General features: G+C 51.4%; 12 protein-coding genes. 6 read left to right on the top strand and 6 right to left on the bottom strand.

The genetic code is table 11. From position 1 onward, the window contains the following. Nucleotides 1–53 precede the first annotated feature (53 nt). The 4 genes from H6G89_RS23500 to H6G89_RS23485 all read left to right on the top strand — a co-directional run bounded on the left by H6G89_RS23500 (nucleotide 54) and on the right by H6G89_RS23485 (nucleotide 4,933). On the top strand, nucleotides 54–1,145 hold the full coding sequence (locus tag H6G89_RS23500) for a metallophosphoesterase (protein ID WP_309230089.1): 1,092 nt from the start codon (nucleotides 54–56) through the stop codon (nucleotides 1,143–1,145). Nucleotides 1,146–1,371: 226 nt separating this feature from the next. Next, the gene (locus H6G89_RS23495; RefSeq protein WP_190510957.1) at nucleotides 1,372–1,737 is read left to right on the top strand and encodes an ArsR/SmtB family transcription factor; all 366 of its coding nucleotides are present in this window, start codon (nucleotides 1,372–1,374) and stop codon (nucleotides 1,735–1,737) included. Between the two features lie 508 nt (nucleotides 1,738–2,245). Next, nucleotides 2,246–3,580, top strand: a complete 1,335-nt coding sequence (locus H6G89_RS23490; RefSeq protein WP_190510954.1) for a CHAT domain-containing protein — start codon at nucleotides 2,246–2,248, stop codon at nucleotides 3,578–3,580. Between the two features lie 348 nt (nucleotides 3,581–3,928). Next, nucleotides 3,929–4,933 (top strand): WD40 repeat domain-containing protein, encoded by a 1,005-nt coding sequence (locus H6G89_RS23485; RefSeq protein ID WP_190510952.1) that lies wholly within the window; start codon nucleotides 3,929–3,931, stop codon nucleotides 4,931–4,933. Here the strand turns inward: H6G89_RS23485 and H6G89_RS23480 are convergent. The 4 genes from H6G89_RS23480 to H6G89_RS23465 form a co-directional block, all read right to left on the bottom strand. Beyond that, complete coding sequence (locus H6G89_RS23480; protein WP_190510950.1) at nucleotides 4,927–8,196, bottom strand: efflux RND transporter permease subunit; 3,270 nt, start codon at nucleotides 8,194–8,196, stop codon at nucleotides 4,927–4,929. The two genes, H6G89_RS23485 and H6G89_RS23480, sit on opposite strands and share 7 nt — an antisense overlap. A 323-nt stretch (nucleotides 8,197–8,519) precedes the next feature. Continuing rightward, nucleotides 8,520–9,920, bottom strand: a complete 1,401-nt coding sequence (locus H6G89_RS23475; RefSeq protein ID WP_190510948.1) for an efflux RND transporter periplasmic adaptor subunit — start codon at nucleotides 9,918–9,920, stop codon at nucleotides 8,520–8,522. Between the two features lie 287 nt (nucleotides 9,921–10,207). Further along, nucleotides 10,208–11,227, bottom strand: a complete 1,020-nt coding sequence (locus H6G89_RS23470) for an SDH family Clp fold serine proteinase (RefSeq protein ID WP_190510946.1) — start codon at nucleotides 11,225–11,227, stop codon at nucleotides 10,208–10,210. A 3-nt stretch (nucleotides 11,228–11,230) separates the two neighbouring features. Then, nucleotides 11,231–12,556 (bottom strand): hemolysin family protein, encoded by a 1,326-nt coding sequence (locus H6G89_RS23465; RefSeq protein WP_190510944.1) that lies wholly within the window; start codon nucleotides 12,554–12,556, stop codon nucleotides 11,231–11,233. Nucleotides 12,557–12,752: 196 nt separating this feature from the next. On the opposite strand from H6G89_RS23465, the gene H6G89_RS35855 reads away from it, so the two are divergent. After that, complete coding sequence (locus H6G89_RS35855) at nucleotides 12,753–12,875, top strand: hypothetical protein (RefSeq protein WP_255519495.1); 123 nt, start codon at nucleotides 12,753–12,755, stop codon at nucleotides 12,873–12,875. A gap of 716 nt (nucleotides 12,876–13,591) precedes the next feature. Here H6G89_RS35855 and H6G89_RS23460 read toward each other — a convergent pair. Next, nucleotides 13,592–14,578, bottom strand: a complete 987-nt coding sequence (locus tag H6G89_RS23460; protein WP_190510942.1) for a GntR family transcriptional regulator — start codon at nucleotides 14,576–14,578, stop codon at nucleotides 13,592–13,594. A 224-nt stretch (nucleotides 14,579–14,802) separates the two neighbouring features. Here H6G89_RS23460 and H6G89_RS23455 point away from each other — a divergent pair, with 224 nt between their 5' ends. Then, entirely contained in the window at nucleotides 14,803–15,546 is a 744-nt protein-coding gene (locus tag H6G89_RS23455) for a dienelactone hydrolase family protein (RefSeq protein WP_190510940.1), read from the top strand. Between the two features lie 13 nt (nucleotides 15,547–15,559). Here H6G89_RS23455 and H6G89_RS23450 read toward each other — a convergent pair whose 3' ends face one another. Further along, nucleotides 15,560–16,516, bottom strand: a complete 957-nt coding sequence (locus H6G89_RS23450) for an SGNH/GDSL hydrolase family protein (protein ID WP_190510938.1) — start codon at nucleotides 16,514–16,516, stop codon at nucleotides 15,560–15,562. Between the last annotated feature and the right edge of the window lie 296 nt (nucleotides 16,517–16,812).

Genomic DNA, 16,812 nt, shown 5'->3' with positions numbered 1-16,812 from the left:
AAAGAAAAAGGGATAAAACAGGTGAAGGATCAATGGTTGATGGTTGATGGTCAATGGTCAATGGTCAATGGTTGATGGTTGAAGTGCTCAGTGGGGAAGAAATGGTGGGCGGTAAGAAAACAGGCAATAGAGTTGAACTTAAGCTTTCGACCCTTTCATCCTTCATCCTTCATCCTTCATCCTTCATCCTTCATCCTTCATCCTTCATCCTTCATCCTTCATCCTTCATCCTTCATCCTTCATCCTTCATCCTTTATCCTTCTCTCTTCCCTCTTCTTTTTTTCTTTTTCTTTTTTCCCTCCATGCATAAGTGGCTGACTGGTTCACTCAAACTTGAAACGGTTGCGGTTTCGATTGCAGATTTGCCTGACTCGCTGAATAACCTTCGCATCGTTCAACTCTCTGACTTTCACTATGATGGGTTGCGGTTGTCAGACGAGTTGTTGGCAGAGGCGATCGCCCTTACCAATGACTACGCCCCTGACCTGATTGCTCTGACCGGGGACTATGTAACGGATGACCCAACACCAATTCATGCGCTGAGCGATCGCCTCAAAGGTTTGCAGAGCCGATTTGGGATTTATGCAGTGCTGGGTAATCATGACCATCGCTCCCGCTTTCCAAACATTAAGACTGAGATTACAACAGCTTTGGAGCGATCGGGCATTCAAGTGCTCTGGAATCAAATTGCGTATCCGTTGGGTGAAGCGTTTCCTGTAGTGGGGTTTGCTGATTTGAAGTCGCGTAAGTTTGACCCAACCCTGTTGCAACAGATTGATCCAGCCGTTCCGCGACTGGTGCTGTCGCACAATCCCGATACGGCAGACCTGTTGCGATCGTGGCGAGTTGACTTGCAACTGTCAGGACACACCCATGGTGGGCAAGTGGTGATTCCAGGCATGGGGCCACTCCCCGCGTTTGGAAGTCAGATTCGGCCGTTCGTCCCCAAAGCATTGCGTCCCTATATTCCCTACACAAAGAAAAAATGTCACAAGGTGTTTCGCCATTGGGAGTGGTCAGAGGGATTGCATCGGGTTGGGCACAACCTGTTATATGTCAATCGTGGGTTAGGAACCTACCTGCCAGGACGGTTATTTTGCCCGCCTGAGGTGACCTACTTCACATTAGTCAGGAAATCGGCATAAATTTCTATCGAGAAATGCAGATTTAGTGCAGAGATTGAACACGCAAAATGGATTCTTCTCGATACACTCAAAGTAGCGATTCCTAAACTATGGGAATAAAAAATAAAACCAATGGGTTATACGCCAATACCTTGCCGTATAACCCATAGAAACTCTAGTTTTAGACATTAAACTCGTTCATTTTTCCTTTGAATCCTAATACTTTGAGTCTGAATACAGTGCAATAATGCAACCAACCTCTCTGCCTACAACAGACGCTAATCCCCCCCAAGGGGACCTGCTTCGCATCGCTCCTGTGATTAAAGGTTTTCATGCACTGTCTGATCCATTGCGGGTGAAAGTGTTAGAGCTGTTACGCGATCAGGAATTATGCGTTTGCGAATTGTGCGAGCATTTTAACGTTAGCCAATCAAAACTGTCGTTTCATCTCAAGACGCTGAAAGAAGCAGGGTTAGTGCAGACGCGCCAAGAGGGGCGGTGGATCTATTACAGCCTGAATCTGATACAGTTCATCGCATTAGAACAGTATTTGTCAGAGTATCGCCGTTTGAGCAGGATAATTCCGGCTCGACCTTGCGGAGATGGGTCTTAAATTAGAGACTATAAATTAACGTCAATTTGGATTAAGCAGACCAGCAAATCCATGTGCCGCTATCTGGAAGTCTGTCTTTGCGGACAACCAGAAATTAAAGGCTTGCCAACCGACGCAGGTCGGCTTTGTTGTAATAGCGGCGGTTTCAACCGCCAAAGTCCTTTTCTCAACCTCAACAGGACTTACGCCGTTAGATTTCCCAAACCTTCTTGAAGAGAGGGCTCTCGGAATTCCCTCCTGTTGAACAGGGCAAGGGGAGATCCAAGGTTTCAGGCTTCAAGTGCATCAGCCCTACTTAACTTAAATGCCCGCCCATCTGCCTTGTGCTAAAGTACCTGCCCTTGAGTTACAGGCAGCATTGAACCGAGTGAAGCCACGTTTCGCAAAAACTCTAGACAGACCTCCACCTTTTACGCCTCGACCAACTGTCTTCTGCCTGTTGCTACGAATTTCCCGATCTGGCTGTTGTAGTTACTAAAGACCGCTGTCCTCCTATCCACTTCTGCTTATGCGATCGCCTCTTCAGAAGCACCTCCTGACGTTGGGATCGTTGCTATTGGGCTTAGTCCTGACACTCGTGATTGGCAGTGTAGTAGCACCTGCTTCATCAACAACGCCTGCCCCTGCTGATGCCGTGCGCTCACGGATTACCGAGATTGAGCAAACCTGGCAAAACCAATACAACACCCACTTCAACACCTCACTAGCTGGAACGCCTCTGACCGCCGATGCCATCAACTCAACCCTGGCACGCCTCAACCGTCAAACGGGTAAGAAGTTGGCTTTGATTTACGCTTTTCCTCAACCTGATGCATTGGAATTAGTATTGGTGATTCCGGGGCAACCTGCGGTACAAAAACGCCTGACCGATGTTCCTCGAACAACCTTGATCCCTGTGATTAATGGCTTTCTCAATCGCGTTGCTAGCCCTGTTCGTACCAGACTTTATTTAGAACCCGCTCGTCAGCTTTATCAGTGGATTATTGCTCCTTTGGAAGCAGATTTGCAGGCACAGGCGATCGACACTCTCGTTTTTTGTGTGGGGGAAAATTTGCGATCGCTTCCCTTTGCGGCACTCCACGATGGACAACAGTTTTTGATTGAAAAATACAGCGTTGGCTTGATTCCAGCGTTTAGCCTGACCAATCCCAACTACAATCGATTGCGTCAGTTGCGGGTGCTCGCGATGGGTGCGTCTGAGTTTCAAGGGTTAGAAGACTTGCCTGCTGTACCTCTGGAGTTGTCAGCTATCACCCAAGATCGACAGGGTAGGGTGTTTCTCAATCGCCAATTCACCCTCGAAAATTTGCGGCGACAACTGACTTCGCAAGCCTTTGGCATTGTCCACCTCGCTACCCACGCCGAGTTTAACCCTGGGGAGCCTGATAAGTCTTATATTCAACTGTGGCAGGGCGATCGCCTTGATCTTGATCAATTACGTCGGTTGGATTGGCGCGACTTGCCTGTTGAGTTGCTGGTCTTGAGTGCTTGCCAAACGGCATTGGGCGATCGGGAAGCTGAGTTAGGGTTTGCCGGGTTGTCGTTCCAATCAGGAGTGAAGTCATCTCTTGCGAGTTTATGGCGAGTCAGTGATACGGGAACACTAGCCCTGATGCGCGAGTTTTATGGGCAGTTAGCGAATCCTGAGGTGACGACTAAAGCTGAGGCATTGCGCCGAACCCAGATCGCTATGTTGAAAGGGCAAATTTACATCGAGAATGATCAACTCCACAACTCCAATGGAGCCATGTCATTGCCTGATGAATTGAGCCAGAGTGGACGTCTAACCTTTGTACAACCCTACTTTTGGAGTGCGTTTACACTTGTGGGTAGCCCCTGGTGACACGCCTCTTTACTCTTGAAAAATACCTGGCGGATGAATTCGCGGCTACCAGAGCGAAGCCCGCCTGCGCGGGCTAACAAACATCAAGGGTCTGCCTAATCAACGCGAGTCGGTTTTGACCGAATAGCAGCGGTTTCAACCGCTAAAATCCAAAATCCGATGTTGCTGATCTTGGGGATGAATGAGTCGCGAGCAGGATGCTCACACTGGCTTAAACGATCTGCTTGAAGGGAGTGTGAGCGTCTCGATCACGCCCCTGCGAGGACACAATCATCCCTCTATTCGGAATGCCCAAAACCCCTATCCCGAACTCGGGTCAACCAATTCCCCTCCCCCTCACTCCCTCTTGTGCCTCCATCCATCTATCCAACCTCGACGCTAACGTTTACAAAAGGAGTTATTTACTCGTTAGCCTGCCATCCAACTCTTCCGATTGTGGCAGGTGGAGGTGGGGTGGAGTGGAGTCTGCTTTTAGGCAAAGAGAATGTTGTGCGAATCTGGCAAAGCCCAAACGGAAAGCTGTTGCACACCTTGAGAGGTCATGTCAGCGCGATTACCTCAGTGGCATTTAGCCATGATGGCTCTACCTTGGCAAGTGGCAGTCTGGACGGCACGGTCAAACTATGGAACACAACTACCTTTCAAGAGCGACTTACCATTAATTCCCCATCGGCAACTCCCTGGAAGTGGGACGGCAAACCCCTACGCATCAGCCTGCCTAAAATTGATGCTGTCGCGTTTCATCCCAGGCATGACTTCATCGCCACCAGCAACATTAACGAGGGCATCCAGTTTTGGGATGGCACTTCTGGAGCCGAGATGATTGCGATGAGCGGACACGCTGCCTTTACGCCGATCGCCTTTAGCTCCGATGGTCGGCTATTAGCGACCTGTGATGATCACGCTGGCTATAACTTATTTGACACGGTTACAGCGGCCCAAATTTATCCCCCACCCGGCAAGCTAGCCTTTGGACGACTGGGCGGTACTGGTCTGATGTTGCCGTCTTCTGCTCCCCGGTTGAGAGCCATTACGTTTGATGCGAGTGGCACTCGTTTAATCGGTGGCAGTGGCAACGGACGCATCTTGTGCTGGGATGCCAAAACCGGGAAGCAACTGAACCAGGTTAAGGCTCATCAAATTTTGACTGCGATCGCTCTCAGCCCCGATGGCAAATACTTAGCGAGTAGCGGTTGGGATGGCACGATCAAACTGTGGAATGCTGTGACCCTTCAACTGATCAGCATCTTGACGGGGCATTCCAAAGAAATTGGGGCGATCGCCTTTAGTCCTCACGAATGCATTCTAGTCAGTAGCAGCCGCGATCGCACCTTGCGATTTTGGCGTTACTGACGACGAGAGCCGGAACTGACAGGTTCTTGAACAGGCACTGTTGAGACGGGTTCTTTACGTTTGGAGAAGCGATCGAAACCATCATGCAGGAGCAGGTAAAAACAAGGAATGATAAACAGGGTCAATAGTGTTGCCAGTGCCAATCCGGAGAAGACAACAATCCCCAGGGGTTGCAGGAATTCACCCCCTTGCCCCGACCCCAGTGCCAGCGGGAACATCCCTACGACAGTTGTAATAGTCGTCATCAAGATTGGACGCAACCGTTGAGGAGCCGCCTGAAGCATCGCAATGCGGCGATCGACCCCATCCCGCTCACGAATCTGGTTCGCCAGTTCCACCATCAAAATGGCGTTGTTAACCACAATCCCGACCAACAACACCGCTCCCACAATCACCGTGGCACCGATCGCCGTTTGCGTCAAAAACAGTCCCCAAATTCCCCCAGCGAGAGCCAGTGGCAGGGTGAACATAATCACCAACGGGTCAACCAGAGAGTTGTACTGTACTGCCATCACGACAAACACCAGAAATCCAGCTAATCCACCCAAAATAGGGAGAGCCGCCTGAATATCGCGATTGCTTTGTGCAGCCGCACTGGGAAGCCGACTGACTCCGTCTGGAAGCTCAACTCCTTCAAGGATGCGATCGATCTCAGCTAACGCTGGTCCTAAACTGGCTCCCTCGTTCAGCGTTCCGGCAATCAAAAAGACCTGCCGCTGGTTAATTCGCTGAATTTCGCCTGGAGCCTGTCCTTCCTCAATTTGAGCAATATCAGCTAAGCGTACGAGTTGGTTGTCTTCGGTAAAGAGGGGCAGTTGTCGCAGTTGCGAAGGACGACGAATCGAGTCCTGATCCAACTCCACCCGCACATCCACCAGACGATTACCCCGTTGCAGTTGGGTGGGCACCGTTCCCTCGATCGCTGTTTGCAAGACCTCACCCACATCCTGAACATCCAGGTCTAAGTCAGCGGCGCGTTCGCGATCGAGGCGAATTTGTAACTCAGGCTGACGGCGATCGGCATCCGGGCGGAAGTTTGCCAGCGTTGCCTGTTCCTCCAGGGCGTTGAGCACCTGCTGACCTGTCCGCTCTAGCGTTTGAGCATCCTCACCCTGAAAGATCACATCAATATCCGATCGCACTGGAGAGTTACTGAGGATCAACCCCCGCACCTCTCCCGGACTCAACCGCAAGCGCACATCCACCAAATTGAGCTTGTTAAACTCCCGCGACACCCGCGCCACGTAACCTTCGACATCGGCTCCAGGTTTGAGGGTAATGGTGCTGTTTGCCCGCAGCGGGTTCTCATTGGTGGTGTTGCCAAACAAAGATCCCCCAACCGTCGAGAAAACGTAATCCGTCTCCGGTTGCGCCAGCAGAATATCATCAACCTCATCCATAATCTGCCGACTGGTTGCCAGCGGAGTTCCCGGAGGAAATTGAGCATTCAATCGAGCCTGTCCAGTGTTAATGCGAGGCAAAATTTCTTGAGGAATCTGCCCGATCATCAACAAACTACTGCCTCCCAACAGCAAGAAAACAAGGCTGATGACCAAAAACCGATGACGCAGGGTATGGTCAAGCACCTGGGCATAGCGTCGAGTTGCCGATTCAAAGCGACGGTTGAATTCCTGGAAGAACCACCACCGCCCCACGCCACTGCTTTTACGGATGGCCAACAGGCGAGAGGCTGCCATTGGCACCACCGTCGCCGCGACGAGGATCGACGCTGCTACCGCAAAGCTAATCGTAAGGATCAACTCGTTAAACAGGAGTGCAATAAAGCCACCGATCAGCAGGAAGGGTAACACTGCTACCAGGTTGGTTGCAGTAGAGGCAAGCAGGGCTGACTCGACCGACTGACCACTGCGGATGGCTTGAGCAATCAACTGTCGGGACGTGAGCCGCGTTTGAGCATCCCTGCCAGGGGTCATGCCTGCATCTTCCGCGATCGCCTCCAGCATCACGATCGAGTTATCGACCACAATCCCCACACCCAGAGCCAATCCACCTAAACTAAAGACGTTGATGGACAAGCCAAACAAGCGCATCATGATGATCGCCGCCAGTGTTGCCAGGGGAATGGCGATGACGATGATCAAAGTTTGTCGCAGCGAACCGAGGAACAGCAGAACCGCGATCGCCGCTAGCCCCGTCCCGACTAGACCCGATGACGTAACGTTAGAGATGGCATTTTGGATGAAGACAGACTCATCTGTCGTAGCGGTAAACTGCATATCGTCTGGAATGACTCCAGCCTGTCGCAGTTCCTCCAATCGTCGCTTTACCCCACCCACCACTTCGATGGTGTTGGCATCCGGTTGCTTTTGAATCGTCACCCTGACCGAGGGTTGCTTATTCAGCGACACAAAAATGCGTTGCTCCTCCGTGCCGTCAATCACTTCGGCAAAGTCGCGCAGGTACACCCGCCGCACGAGATTGGAGTCAGTCAGGCTCTCAGCATCATCTGTTGCAGTAGTCGCACCCCCCCCACTGGGCACCACAAAGGACAAATCCTCAATTTCTCTGGCATCTCGAAATCGCCCAACCGCACGGGTCAGTGGTTCAGAGATATCCCCCAAGATGCGTCCCCCAGACACATCCTGATTGGCAGCATCCAACTCATCCAACACGTCATTCAGCCCAATGCCAGAGGCTTGCAGTCGGTTGAGATCCACCAGAACCCGAACCTCTTCGGTGACTCCCCCGGTCACGTCCACCGCTGCCACCCCTGGAATCACGCCTAACTCGCGCGCCAGTTCTTCGTCGGCAAACACCCGCAAATCAACCGGGTCGAGGGAAGATGAAGCGATCGCCACTTCGTACACCGGAAGCTGGGACGGGTCAATCTTAAACAGTCGGGGTTCCTCAATCGTGTCCGGCAGGTTAGATCTAGCCCGGTTAAAAGCCGCTGTCGCATCGTTCAACGCCTGGTCAATGTCGCCTCCGGGTTGAAAGTAAAGATCGAGACTGACCTGCCCTTCTCGCGTTTGAGAATAGACCTGCACTACTCCCTCAGTCGCTGAGAGAGCCTCTTCCAGGGGTTTGGTGACTTCATCTACTGCCACCTCTGGAGAGATGCCCGGTGCTCCTAACCGTACCCCAATCCGGGGATAGGTGATCGACGGCAACAGATCGACCTGGAGATTAAAGATGAAAAATACCCCAATGACAATCACCGCCAGGGTCAACATCAGAGTACCGATGTGCTGACGGATTGCAATACCGCTAATACTAAAGCCAGATTGAGTCGGTTGCTGCATAAGTAGTGAGGGAGTGGGGAAGAAAGAAAAAAGAAGAAGGAAGAGAGAAGAAGGAAAAAAGAAGGATAAACGATGAAGGCTAAAGGCTAAAAAGAGAAGAGAGAAAAAAGAAGGATAAACGATGAAGGCTAAAGGCTAAAAGAAGAGGGAGGAAGGGAAAAAGAAGAGAGAAGAAGGAAAAAGGGGTGAAAGATTAAGCTCAGATGATTGCCTGTTTCCCTATCACCTACTCCTCACCACTTAATATCTTTTCTCTAGTCAGCACGATTAACCATTGACCATGAACCACTGACCATTGACCATGAACCACTGATCCACACTGATCAATTAGTTTCTGAAATCAAGCTGAGACGAACGCGATCGCCATCCTTTAAGTCACGGCTACTACGAGCAACAAACGATTCGCCCGGTTGTAAGCCTGACAAAACTTCGACTTGACCATCGGCGCGATCGCCCAATCGCACCTGTCGAGCTTTGACGGTGGCTTCTTCTCCAGAACCGCTGACCACAAAGATGGTTCCAGTGTCAGGTTCAGCCTCTGGCGTAGCGTCTGCCTGCGGTTGTGCGGCTTGGACAGCGTTGGGCGGAGCACCTGCGGCACTGCCCGACTGTTCACTGGGCTGACCCGCTTCATCCTCCTCCGTCTGGATAGCGGTTTCGGGTACAACCACCTGCTGCTCATCTGTCTCAGCAAAACTGACCCGCGCCAATAGTCCGCTGCCGATGCGTCCATTGGAGTTGGGAATCGTTACTTCAACGGGAATCAAACGTGCCGTCGGATCGGCTGCCGGGGAAATGCGACTGACTCGTCCAGTTAGAGTTTCGTTAGGCAAGGCATCCAGGCGAACTTGCACAGGTTGCCCTACGCGAATGCCAGCTAACTCTAGCTCGGAAACCTGCACCAGCACCTTGACCTGACTAAAATCCCCCAATTTCACAATCTCACTACCGGGTTGCGCCAGGTTGCCAGGTTCGGTGACGCGCTCCAGCACTAATCCATCTACCGGGGAGACCAGTTGCGTAAAGGATTGCCGCTCTCGCTCTTGAGCCACTAACGCTTGTTGAGCCATGACGCGACGCTGAGCAGCCGCAACTTCTTGTTGGCGAGTGCGGACTTGTTGCTGCGCCGATCGCACCACTTGTTCGGCAGTGGCTACTGCTGTGCGTCCCCGCTCCACCTCTTGCTCTGCGATCGCCCCATCTTGAAAGAGTTGCTCCAGTCTTTCCAGGTCAGATTGTGCCTGTTGCAGTTCCAATCGGGCTTGTTCTACCTGAGTCATAGCATCGCCGACCTCAGCCCGCAAACTCGCCACTTCTGATTCGCGAGCCGCTACCTCAGCTTGTGCTTCAATCACTGCCGCTTCTAACAGGCGATCGTCCAGTTGAGCAACTACCTCACCCTGCTCTACGCGATCGCCTGCATCGACGCTAATATTCAGCAGTTGCCCTTCAACCTGCGATCGCAACGAGACTTCGCGATAGGGGAGGGTTGTCCCCGTGTATTCCACCTCACCTTCCAGAGAGGCTTCACGAGCGATCGCCACATTCACCGCGATCGACTCTTCCTCTCCCGGTGCGCCCGGTGGTTGAGTCTGAGCATCTCCGGGCGGCATAAGATTACATCCCGATGCCAACAGCAATGCACAAAACCAGACATATCTTAACTGACTGGCTTTAACACGCAAGGTCGTACCCTGTCGGGGAGTCAAAACTGATTGCAGCATGAGTCTTATCAAATGAGAAAGGGATAGCAATCAAAGCATTGATGGTGACGGGGTACAGGTGAAAACCCCTGACTGAGGGCATTGCCCCCAAAACCCTTTGCTCTAACCGTCTTAACGGTTGTCCACAAAGCAGTCAGTCAATATTGCGTTTTGTAAAAGGTTACTACTCATTTAAGGTATACCAATCGGTGACAAAATGCACAGCCAAAATGACACAGCGACAGCCCTTGATGGGGCGATCGCGTCTAAAATCTATCTCAAGGAATAGATACTTAGCGTTTAAACGTTTAGCGGATATAAAATACGGACTCGTACATTTCCCCATTCCGCATCTCTACCCGTCGCCACGAGCTTTCGTCGTTCATTCGCACCCAGCGTCGTTCCTCTTTGCGGTATGCCCAATCCACATCGTTCTGGTAATACACCTGAATGTCTCGCCCTTCGTGGATATTCAAAATCTCGTTGTTGTGATAGCTGTCTTCGTTGAAGTAGGTGAAAGCTTTTTGCCCCATCTCGGCATAGAGCTTGTTGAGTTCCAGCAGCAGCGAGTTGATGGTCGGTTCTAAGGGTTTGACGGTCAAGCCAATCCGTTTTGCTTCTTGAAAGGTGATGGGATAGCTATGGGACGGATATTCTGAGTTGAGGTGATTGCTGATCGTTTCGGCTCTGTCCAGATCTTTCATATGGTAGGACAGAATTTCGGTGCAGACTTTAATCGACAGGGAACTGGCGCGATCGACCGCTCCCACAACTAAGGGATGCACATACTGAAACAAGGCCTGATAAGGGTTAGTGTCGTCTTCCTTTGCCTCTTTGCGCCACAGGTTGATCACCCGCGTCAACTCATCCTGGCTAACCGACACCAGATTGTTGTAGTTATCAACCGGAGAAAGATTGTGGGTAATCGAGGTGTCGATCGCCGTCAGGTAGGACAAGGGGCCCATGTGGATCTCGTCGGCTCCCAGAGCGATCATCGTCGCTGCGGACGCGCAATCTAAGGGGATCAAGACGATCAACTCAGACACATGGTGACGCAACAAATGCACAATTCGCAATGACGCTAACCCTGAGCCACCGTCCGATTTAAGAAACAGAAACAACTTCTTGGGGTTGCCAATCTTCCGCAACACCTCTTCTAACCCTTCGACATCACTCTGGCAAACGCTGCCCCCTGGAGATGTCCAATAGCCCAAAAATGGGGCACCGAGTTCTGCCTCAAGCTGTTGAATAATTTTCTGCGTCTTTTCAAATAGAACGGGTGGTTTGTTGATCTTGCGAGCATTGGGAACATCAGCGGAGTCAGGCATGGGTTAGTCAGAGTCAGGTGAATGGGGCGATCGCGCCTGAAGAGGCATGACTAACATTTTATCGACGCGATTACCATCCATGTCCACCACCTCAAAGCGAAAGCCTTCCCACTCAAAGTGATCAGACGATGTGGGGATGCGTCCTAGCTGGTTAATTACAAAGCCACCCAAGGTTTGATAGCTACTCCGCTCCTCCGGGTCTTCCAGTTCAAACAACTCTCTGAACTTGTCGATGGGCAACATCCCATCCAGTAGCCAGGAGCCATCTTCTCGCTGGATGGCAGGCGATTCCTGTGGCTGATCCGCAAAGGGAATATCGCCAATGATCACCTCCATCACGTCATTCAACGTCACAATCCCTTGGGTCACGCCGTACTCATCCACAATCAACGCCATGTGGGTGCCCGACTGCTTAAACAGTTCCAACACTTTGAGGGCGCGGGTGCTCTCTGGCACAAATAGGGGTTGTCGCAGATCCGTGAGCAGGTCGAGCGGTTGTCCAGACAGGCTCCGCACCGTTACATCGGTGACATGGAGCACACCCAGAATGTTGTCTAACGTGTCCTGACAAACGGGGAAACGGCTGTGGCGACTTTCGATCATCTTTTCGCGGTTCATCTCCAGCGAGTCGTTGATATCCAGCCACACAATGTCGAGCCGAGGTGTCATCAACGCACTGACATGCTGGTCGCCCAAGTGAAACACTCGCTCCACCATGTCTTGCTCAGCTACTTCAAACATCCCGGCTTCTGCCCCCTGACGCACCAGCACCTTGATCTCTTCCTCAGTCACAAGGGGCACGTTGGAGTCATGGCGCACTCCTAACAAGTTGAGCACGGCCTCAGTTGAGCTGCTGAGTAGATGCACCACGGGGTAGGCGATCGCCGCAATCCACCCCATCGGTTGGGCAATAAAAGAGGCAATTTTTTCGGGGTTGCTCATCGCTAACCGCTTGGGCACCAACTCCCCCACAATCAGCGACAAATAGGTGATGATTAACACCACAATGACTAAACTGACGGCTTCGCTGTAGGGTGCCAAAAACGGGACTCGATCCACCACAACGGCTAGCTTTTCAGACAGGGTTGCCCCTCCAAACGCACCCGCCAAGATGCCGATGAGCGTAATCCCAACCTGAACCGTCGAGAGAAATCGATTGGGAGAATTAGCTAAATCTAACGCCGCCTGTGCCTTCGCATCTCCTCGTTCAGCTAGTTCTTGCAATCGGGTTTTGCGGGCTGAAACAACCGACATTTCAGACATCGCAAAGACGCCATTGGCGATAATCAGGAAGAGGACAACTAAAATTTCAAAAACAACAGAAGACATTATTTGAGTATATGGGTGCCTGCGATCGCGGCTAAATTGTATCTACTAATCCTTGAAATTAAGTGTCAGAGCGGCAAGTTAACCGCATCTGCATCTTAGTCTTGATAAGCATTACTGTATATAGAGAAAAGTAACATTTCTCGTTTGTTTGCAAATGTCATCTAAACACAAAATAGTGATGATAGCAGCATAGCGAGTGTGGCAGAAGGATCAACCTCCTTTTGGGCGATCGCGATTGGTCGATGGTCAAGGGGTGGGAGTAGTGGTCAAGGGTCAATGGTTAGTGGTCAATGGTCAAGGGGCAAGGGGGTGGGAGTAGTGGTCAATAGTCAATGGTCAATAGTCAATGGTTAGTGGCCAAGGGGCAAGGGTTAGTGGTCAATGGTTAGTGGTCAAGGGTCAAGGGGCAAGGGTCAAGGGGCGATCGGTTGAGGCTTAGGATCGCGAATTTATGAAGATGTAATTCCTGGGTAGGGGCGTGACATTCGGTCAAAAGCCCTTGCCATTGTTTCAGAACCCTCTGCCGAATGCCGCGCCCGTACAGGAGGTTGCCGTTTTTCAGATTATTTAATTCCCGATCCTTAGAATTTGAGGTTGATTCGCGATTACCCGGTATGCAACCACGGGTGTACCTCGTGATTGGGGGACTAACCCGGCGAAGGAATTCGCGGCTATTGAAGTGAAGTCCGCCGACGCGAACTGAGGTTTTGAACCGGCGTAGGCAGGCTTTGTTCTGGTAGCTGCGGTTTTAATCGCCACTCCCCTAACTTCTTACAGTCGCGTTCCTTCTTCTTACAGTCGCGTTCCTTCTTCTTACAGTCGCGTTCCTTCTTCTTACAGTCGCGTTCCTTCTTCTTACAGTCGCGATAAATCGCGACTCTGCCTTCTTCCCGTTTATCCTTTATCCTTCATCGTTCATCCTTTCCCTCTGCCTTCTTCCCGTTTATCCTTTATCCTTCATCGTTCATCCTTTCCCTCTTCCCGTTTATCCTTTATCCTTCATCGTTCATCCTTTCCCTCTTCCCTCTTCCCTTTTCATTCCAGCCCCAACTCTCGCTTCAATAAATTGATCGACTTCGTACCGATGTAGTTGTCATAGGCGATGATCTGTGGCGGACGGATGAGGTCTTCTCGCGCCGTTTGAATGGCAGCTTTAACAACTGAGATGCTCGCCTGATCACAACTGATGTATTGGCTACTCCGAACGATCGCATTGATTTTGTAGGCATCCTCCGTTTGAGCCGTCATCACCAACAACTCGTCACCTCGCAGGCTGTAAATGATCACCTCTGCGGCTCGTAAAATCCCAGAACTCAAGCTAACGATACCGATACAGCTACCTTTAGGAACCGTTTTGAGCATCTGGAGTTCGTTGCTGTAGTCGTAGATATCTACGGGGATGACCCGCACCGACTTGGGAGCCGCGATCGCCTCTGCCTCACCGATGAAATAGCGACTGGTGACAACCGTACCTCCCCGCGCCTGATCCAGCACTTGCGCCAACTCCTCCATGGGCACCAGTTGCACTGGAATCTGAAGGGATTGCTCTAACTCGCGCACCATCAACTCACCTGCGCCAATATCCTGACTGGGAGCCGTGACCAACACTCGTGCGCTGCACCGCAACCGCCAGTCAATCTCTGAGAGAAACAATTCCCGCGCCTGACTCAAGGAGCACCCCTGACTCAGCAGCTCATCCAGGCTCTTTTGCACCAGTTTGTAAGCTTCTGGATATTGCGCAAACAGAGGCGATCGCCCGCCTTTGCCACCGCCTTCGTCCCCCTGCGCCCGGACATAGATGCCGGAACCCGCCTGAGCATCCACTACTCCCGCGTCTTCCAGTTGACGGTAAACTTTGCTGATCGTGTTGCGGTGTAGCCCCGTTTGCATGGCAAGCTGACGGGTGCTGGGCAGGCGATGTCCGGGGGGAAATTGGCGTGAGGCGATCGCAAACCGAATCTGGTTATATAACTGAGTGGATGCGGGAATCTCACTGTCAGGTTGAATGTGAAACTGAACCATGCACGTCTCCGAGATGCTAAGCAAGCGTTTAACTGAAATGAGGCTGGGAAAAGGTAGGGTTTGAGGCTGTTACGTACAGCGAAGGGCAGTTACGTAGAGTTCCTACAGATTAAATCGAATTTTTTCCAGGATTTCACCTTAAATTGTGCTTTACAAAAAGATTTTTAATCTGAGATGGTAAACGTGAGATATCCCCCGTCTTGAAATCATCGAGCTATGTTGCTATGACGACCACCACAATCCAGACTAACCCCATCAAAATCTTTAATCAGGAGTTGGCGATCGACGCTTACCTGGCACAACCCACCGAAGCGGGTTCCTTTCCGGGGGTGGTCGTCATTCAAGAAATTTTTGGGGTAAACGCCCATATTCGTGATGTTACCGAACGATTTGCCAAAGCTGGCTACATTGCGATCGCCCCTGCCATTTATCAACGCCTTGCCCCTGGCTTTGAAGTGGGTTACACCGATGCCGATGTCAAACTGGGACGGGTCTACAAAGAGCAGACCAAAGCCGATGAACTCTTGGGTGATATTCAAGCGGCGATCGCCTATCTCAAAGCTTTACCTAATATCCAGCCTAACAACATCGGCTGTATTGGCTTTTGTTTTGGCGGACACGTCGCCTATCTAGCCGCAACCTTACCGGATATTAAAGCCACTGCCTCTTTTTACGGAGCCGCCATTCCTACCTGGTGTCCTGGTGGTGGGGAACCCACCCTGAACCGCACCCCAACGATTCAAGGGACGCTCTATGGCTTCTTTGGCACCGCCGACCCCAGCATTCCGCCAGACCATGTCGATGCGATCGAAGCGGCTCTCCAGCAAAACGCCATTCCCCACCGCATCTTTCGCTATGACGGGGCTCAGCATGGGTTCTTTTGCGACCAACGCGCCAGCTATCACCCCACCTACGCGGCTGAGGCGTGGCAGGAGGTGCAAACCCTGTTTAGCTCGACGCTGAAGTGAGGTCAGGCACGCTTTACAAGAGCGATCGCACGATCTCTGCTAAATGCTGGCTCACCTGCTGATTTCCCTGGGGGTTGAGATGAATGTGATCTCGGTAGAGGCTTTTGAAGTTCCCCACTTGATTAAAGATGGGTAGAAAATCCATATAGGGAATAGTTTCATCAGCAGCAAAGTCTTTGAGCCGTTGTCGTGCTTTGACTTCATAGTCGCGTGGACCCGATGCGCCCAACTCTCTCACCAAAGGAGTCATCGCCAGAACGAGTTTGCCGTTGTTTTGCCTGACAAGTGCATTAATTTTAGAAATCGCGTCAAGGTTGATGCCAACGCGATCGCCCCCCTCAGCCTGAATGACCTCCAACTCTGGAATCGGCACAGGCTTCAGCAGATAACGACTGACCGCTTCTGCCAGAGCAAACGGGGGTTGACGGTCGGGATAGTTGCGATCGCGCCCTACCTGCACCGATGTAGGAGCCGTAGCAAAGAGATCATCCGTGTTAATCAGCAACACGACTACCTGAGCATCAAATGTCCCAAACTTCTGCAAATACGCCAGTTCATTGCGGGGTCCCCACGAGTTAGCCGAGGCGTTCAGTACCTCGACGGCTTGAGGCGTACCCGTCTGGGTTGCCGCGCGTGGCAATTGAGCTTGTAATTTCTCTCGCAATCGCTCTGAAACCGTTTCAGCTTGATCAGTCCACCAACCTCCATTGGCAACGGAGTCTCCCAGCAAAAACAGACGCACTGTGGAGGGCGATCGCTGGGATGAGACATTTGTGCCGCGCATAGAGTACTGATTGATCACAATACGGTTGCCAAACCGTTTTACCTGCTGATTAGGAGCAATTAAGTAACCAATCTGCTCATCCGCGATGTAAAGCAAAGGATTGCCAAACCCCAAAAATCGCAGACCCATCTCAACTAGCAGCAATAAACCCACACCTGCCAGCACAATAATCAGGACAAGTTTCACGCAGCAGCGTCCTCACAACCTAGACTGTGACTAGTCTATCCAGACATCAGAAAAAACGGGAAAAAAGCCAGGTTCTACCCCAGATTTGGCAACCGATAACGACAGGCAAGGACATTTAAAGCACAGTGCGATCGCCCCTAATCCCGCTAAAATAATCTGGAAAATTTTCTAAATTCTGATCAGCAGAGGGGCGTCCCTCCTTTAATAATTGAAGTGTTTGAGGAATCAATTTCTCTAAATAGAGAATTCTGGTATGCCAGCGGTAGACCATCCTCATAAGCCAGTCCTGGTTACAC

Source organism: Oscillatoria sp. FACHB-1407 (assembly GCF_014697545.1).
Taxonomy (GTDB): Bacteria; Cyanobacteriota; Cyanobacteriia; order Elainellales; family Elainellaceae; genus FACHB-1407.
This window is presented reverse-complemented; position numbering and strand designations above follow the sequence as displayed.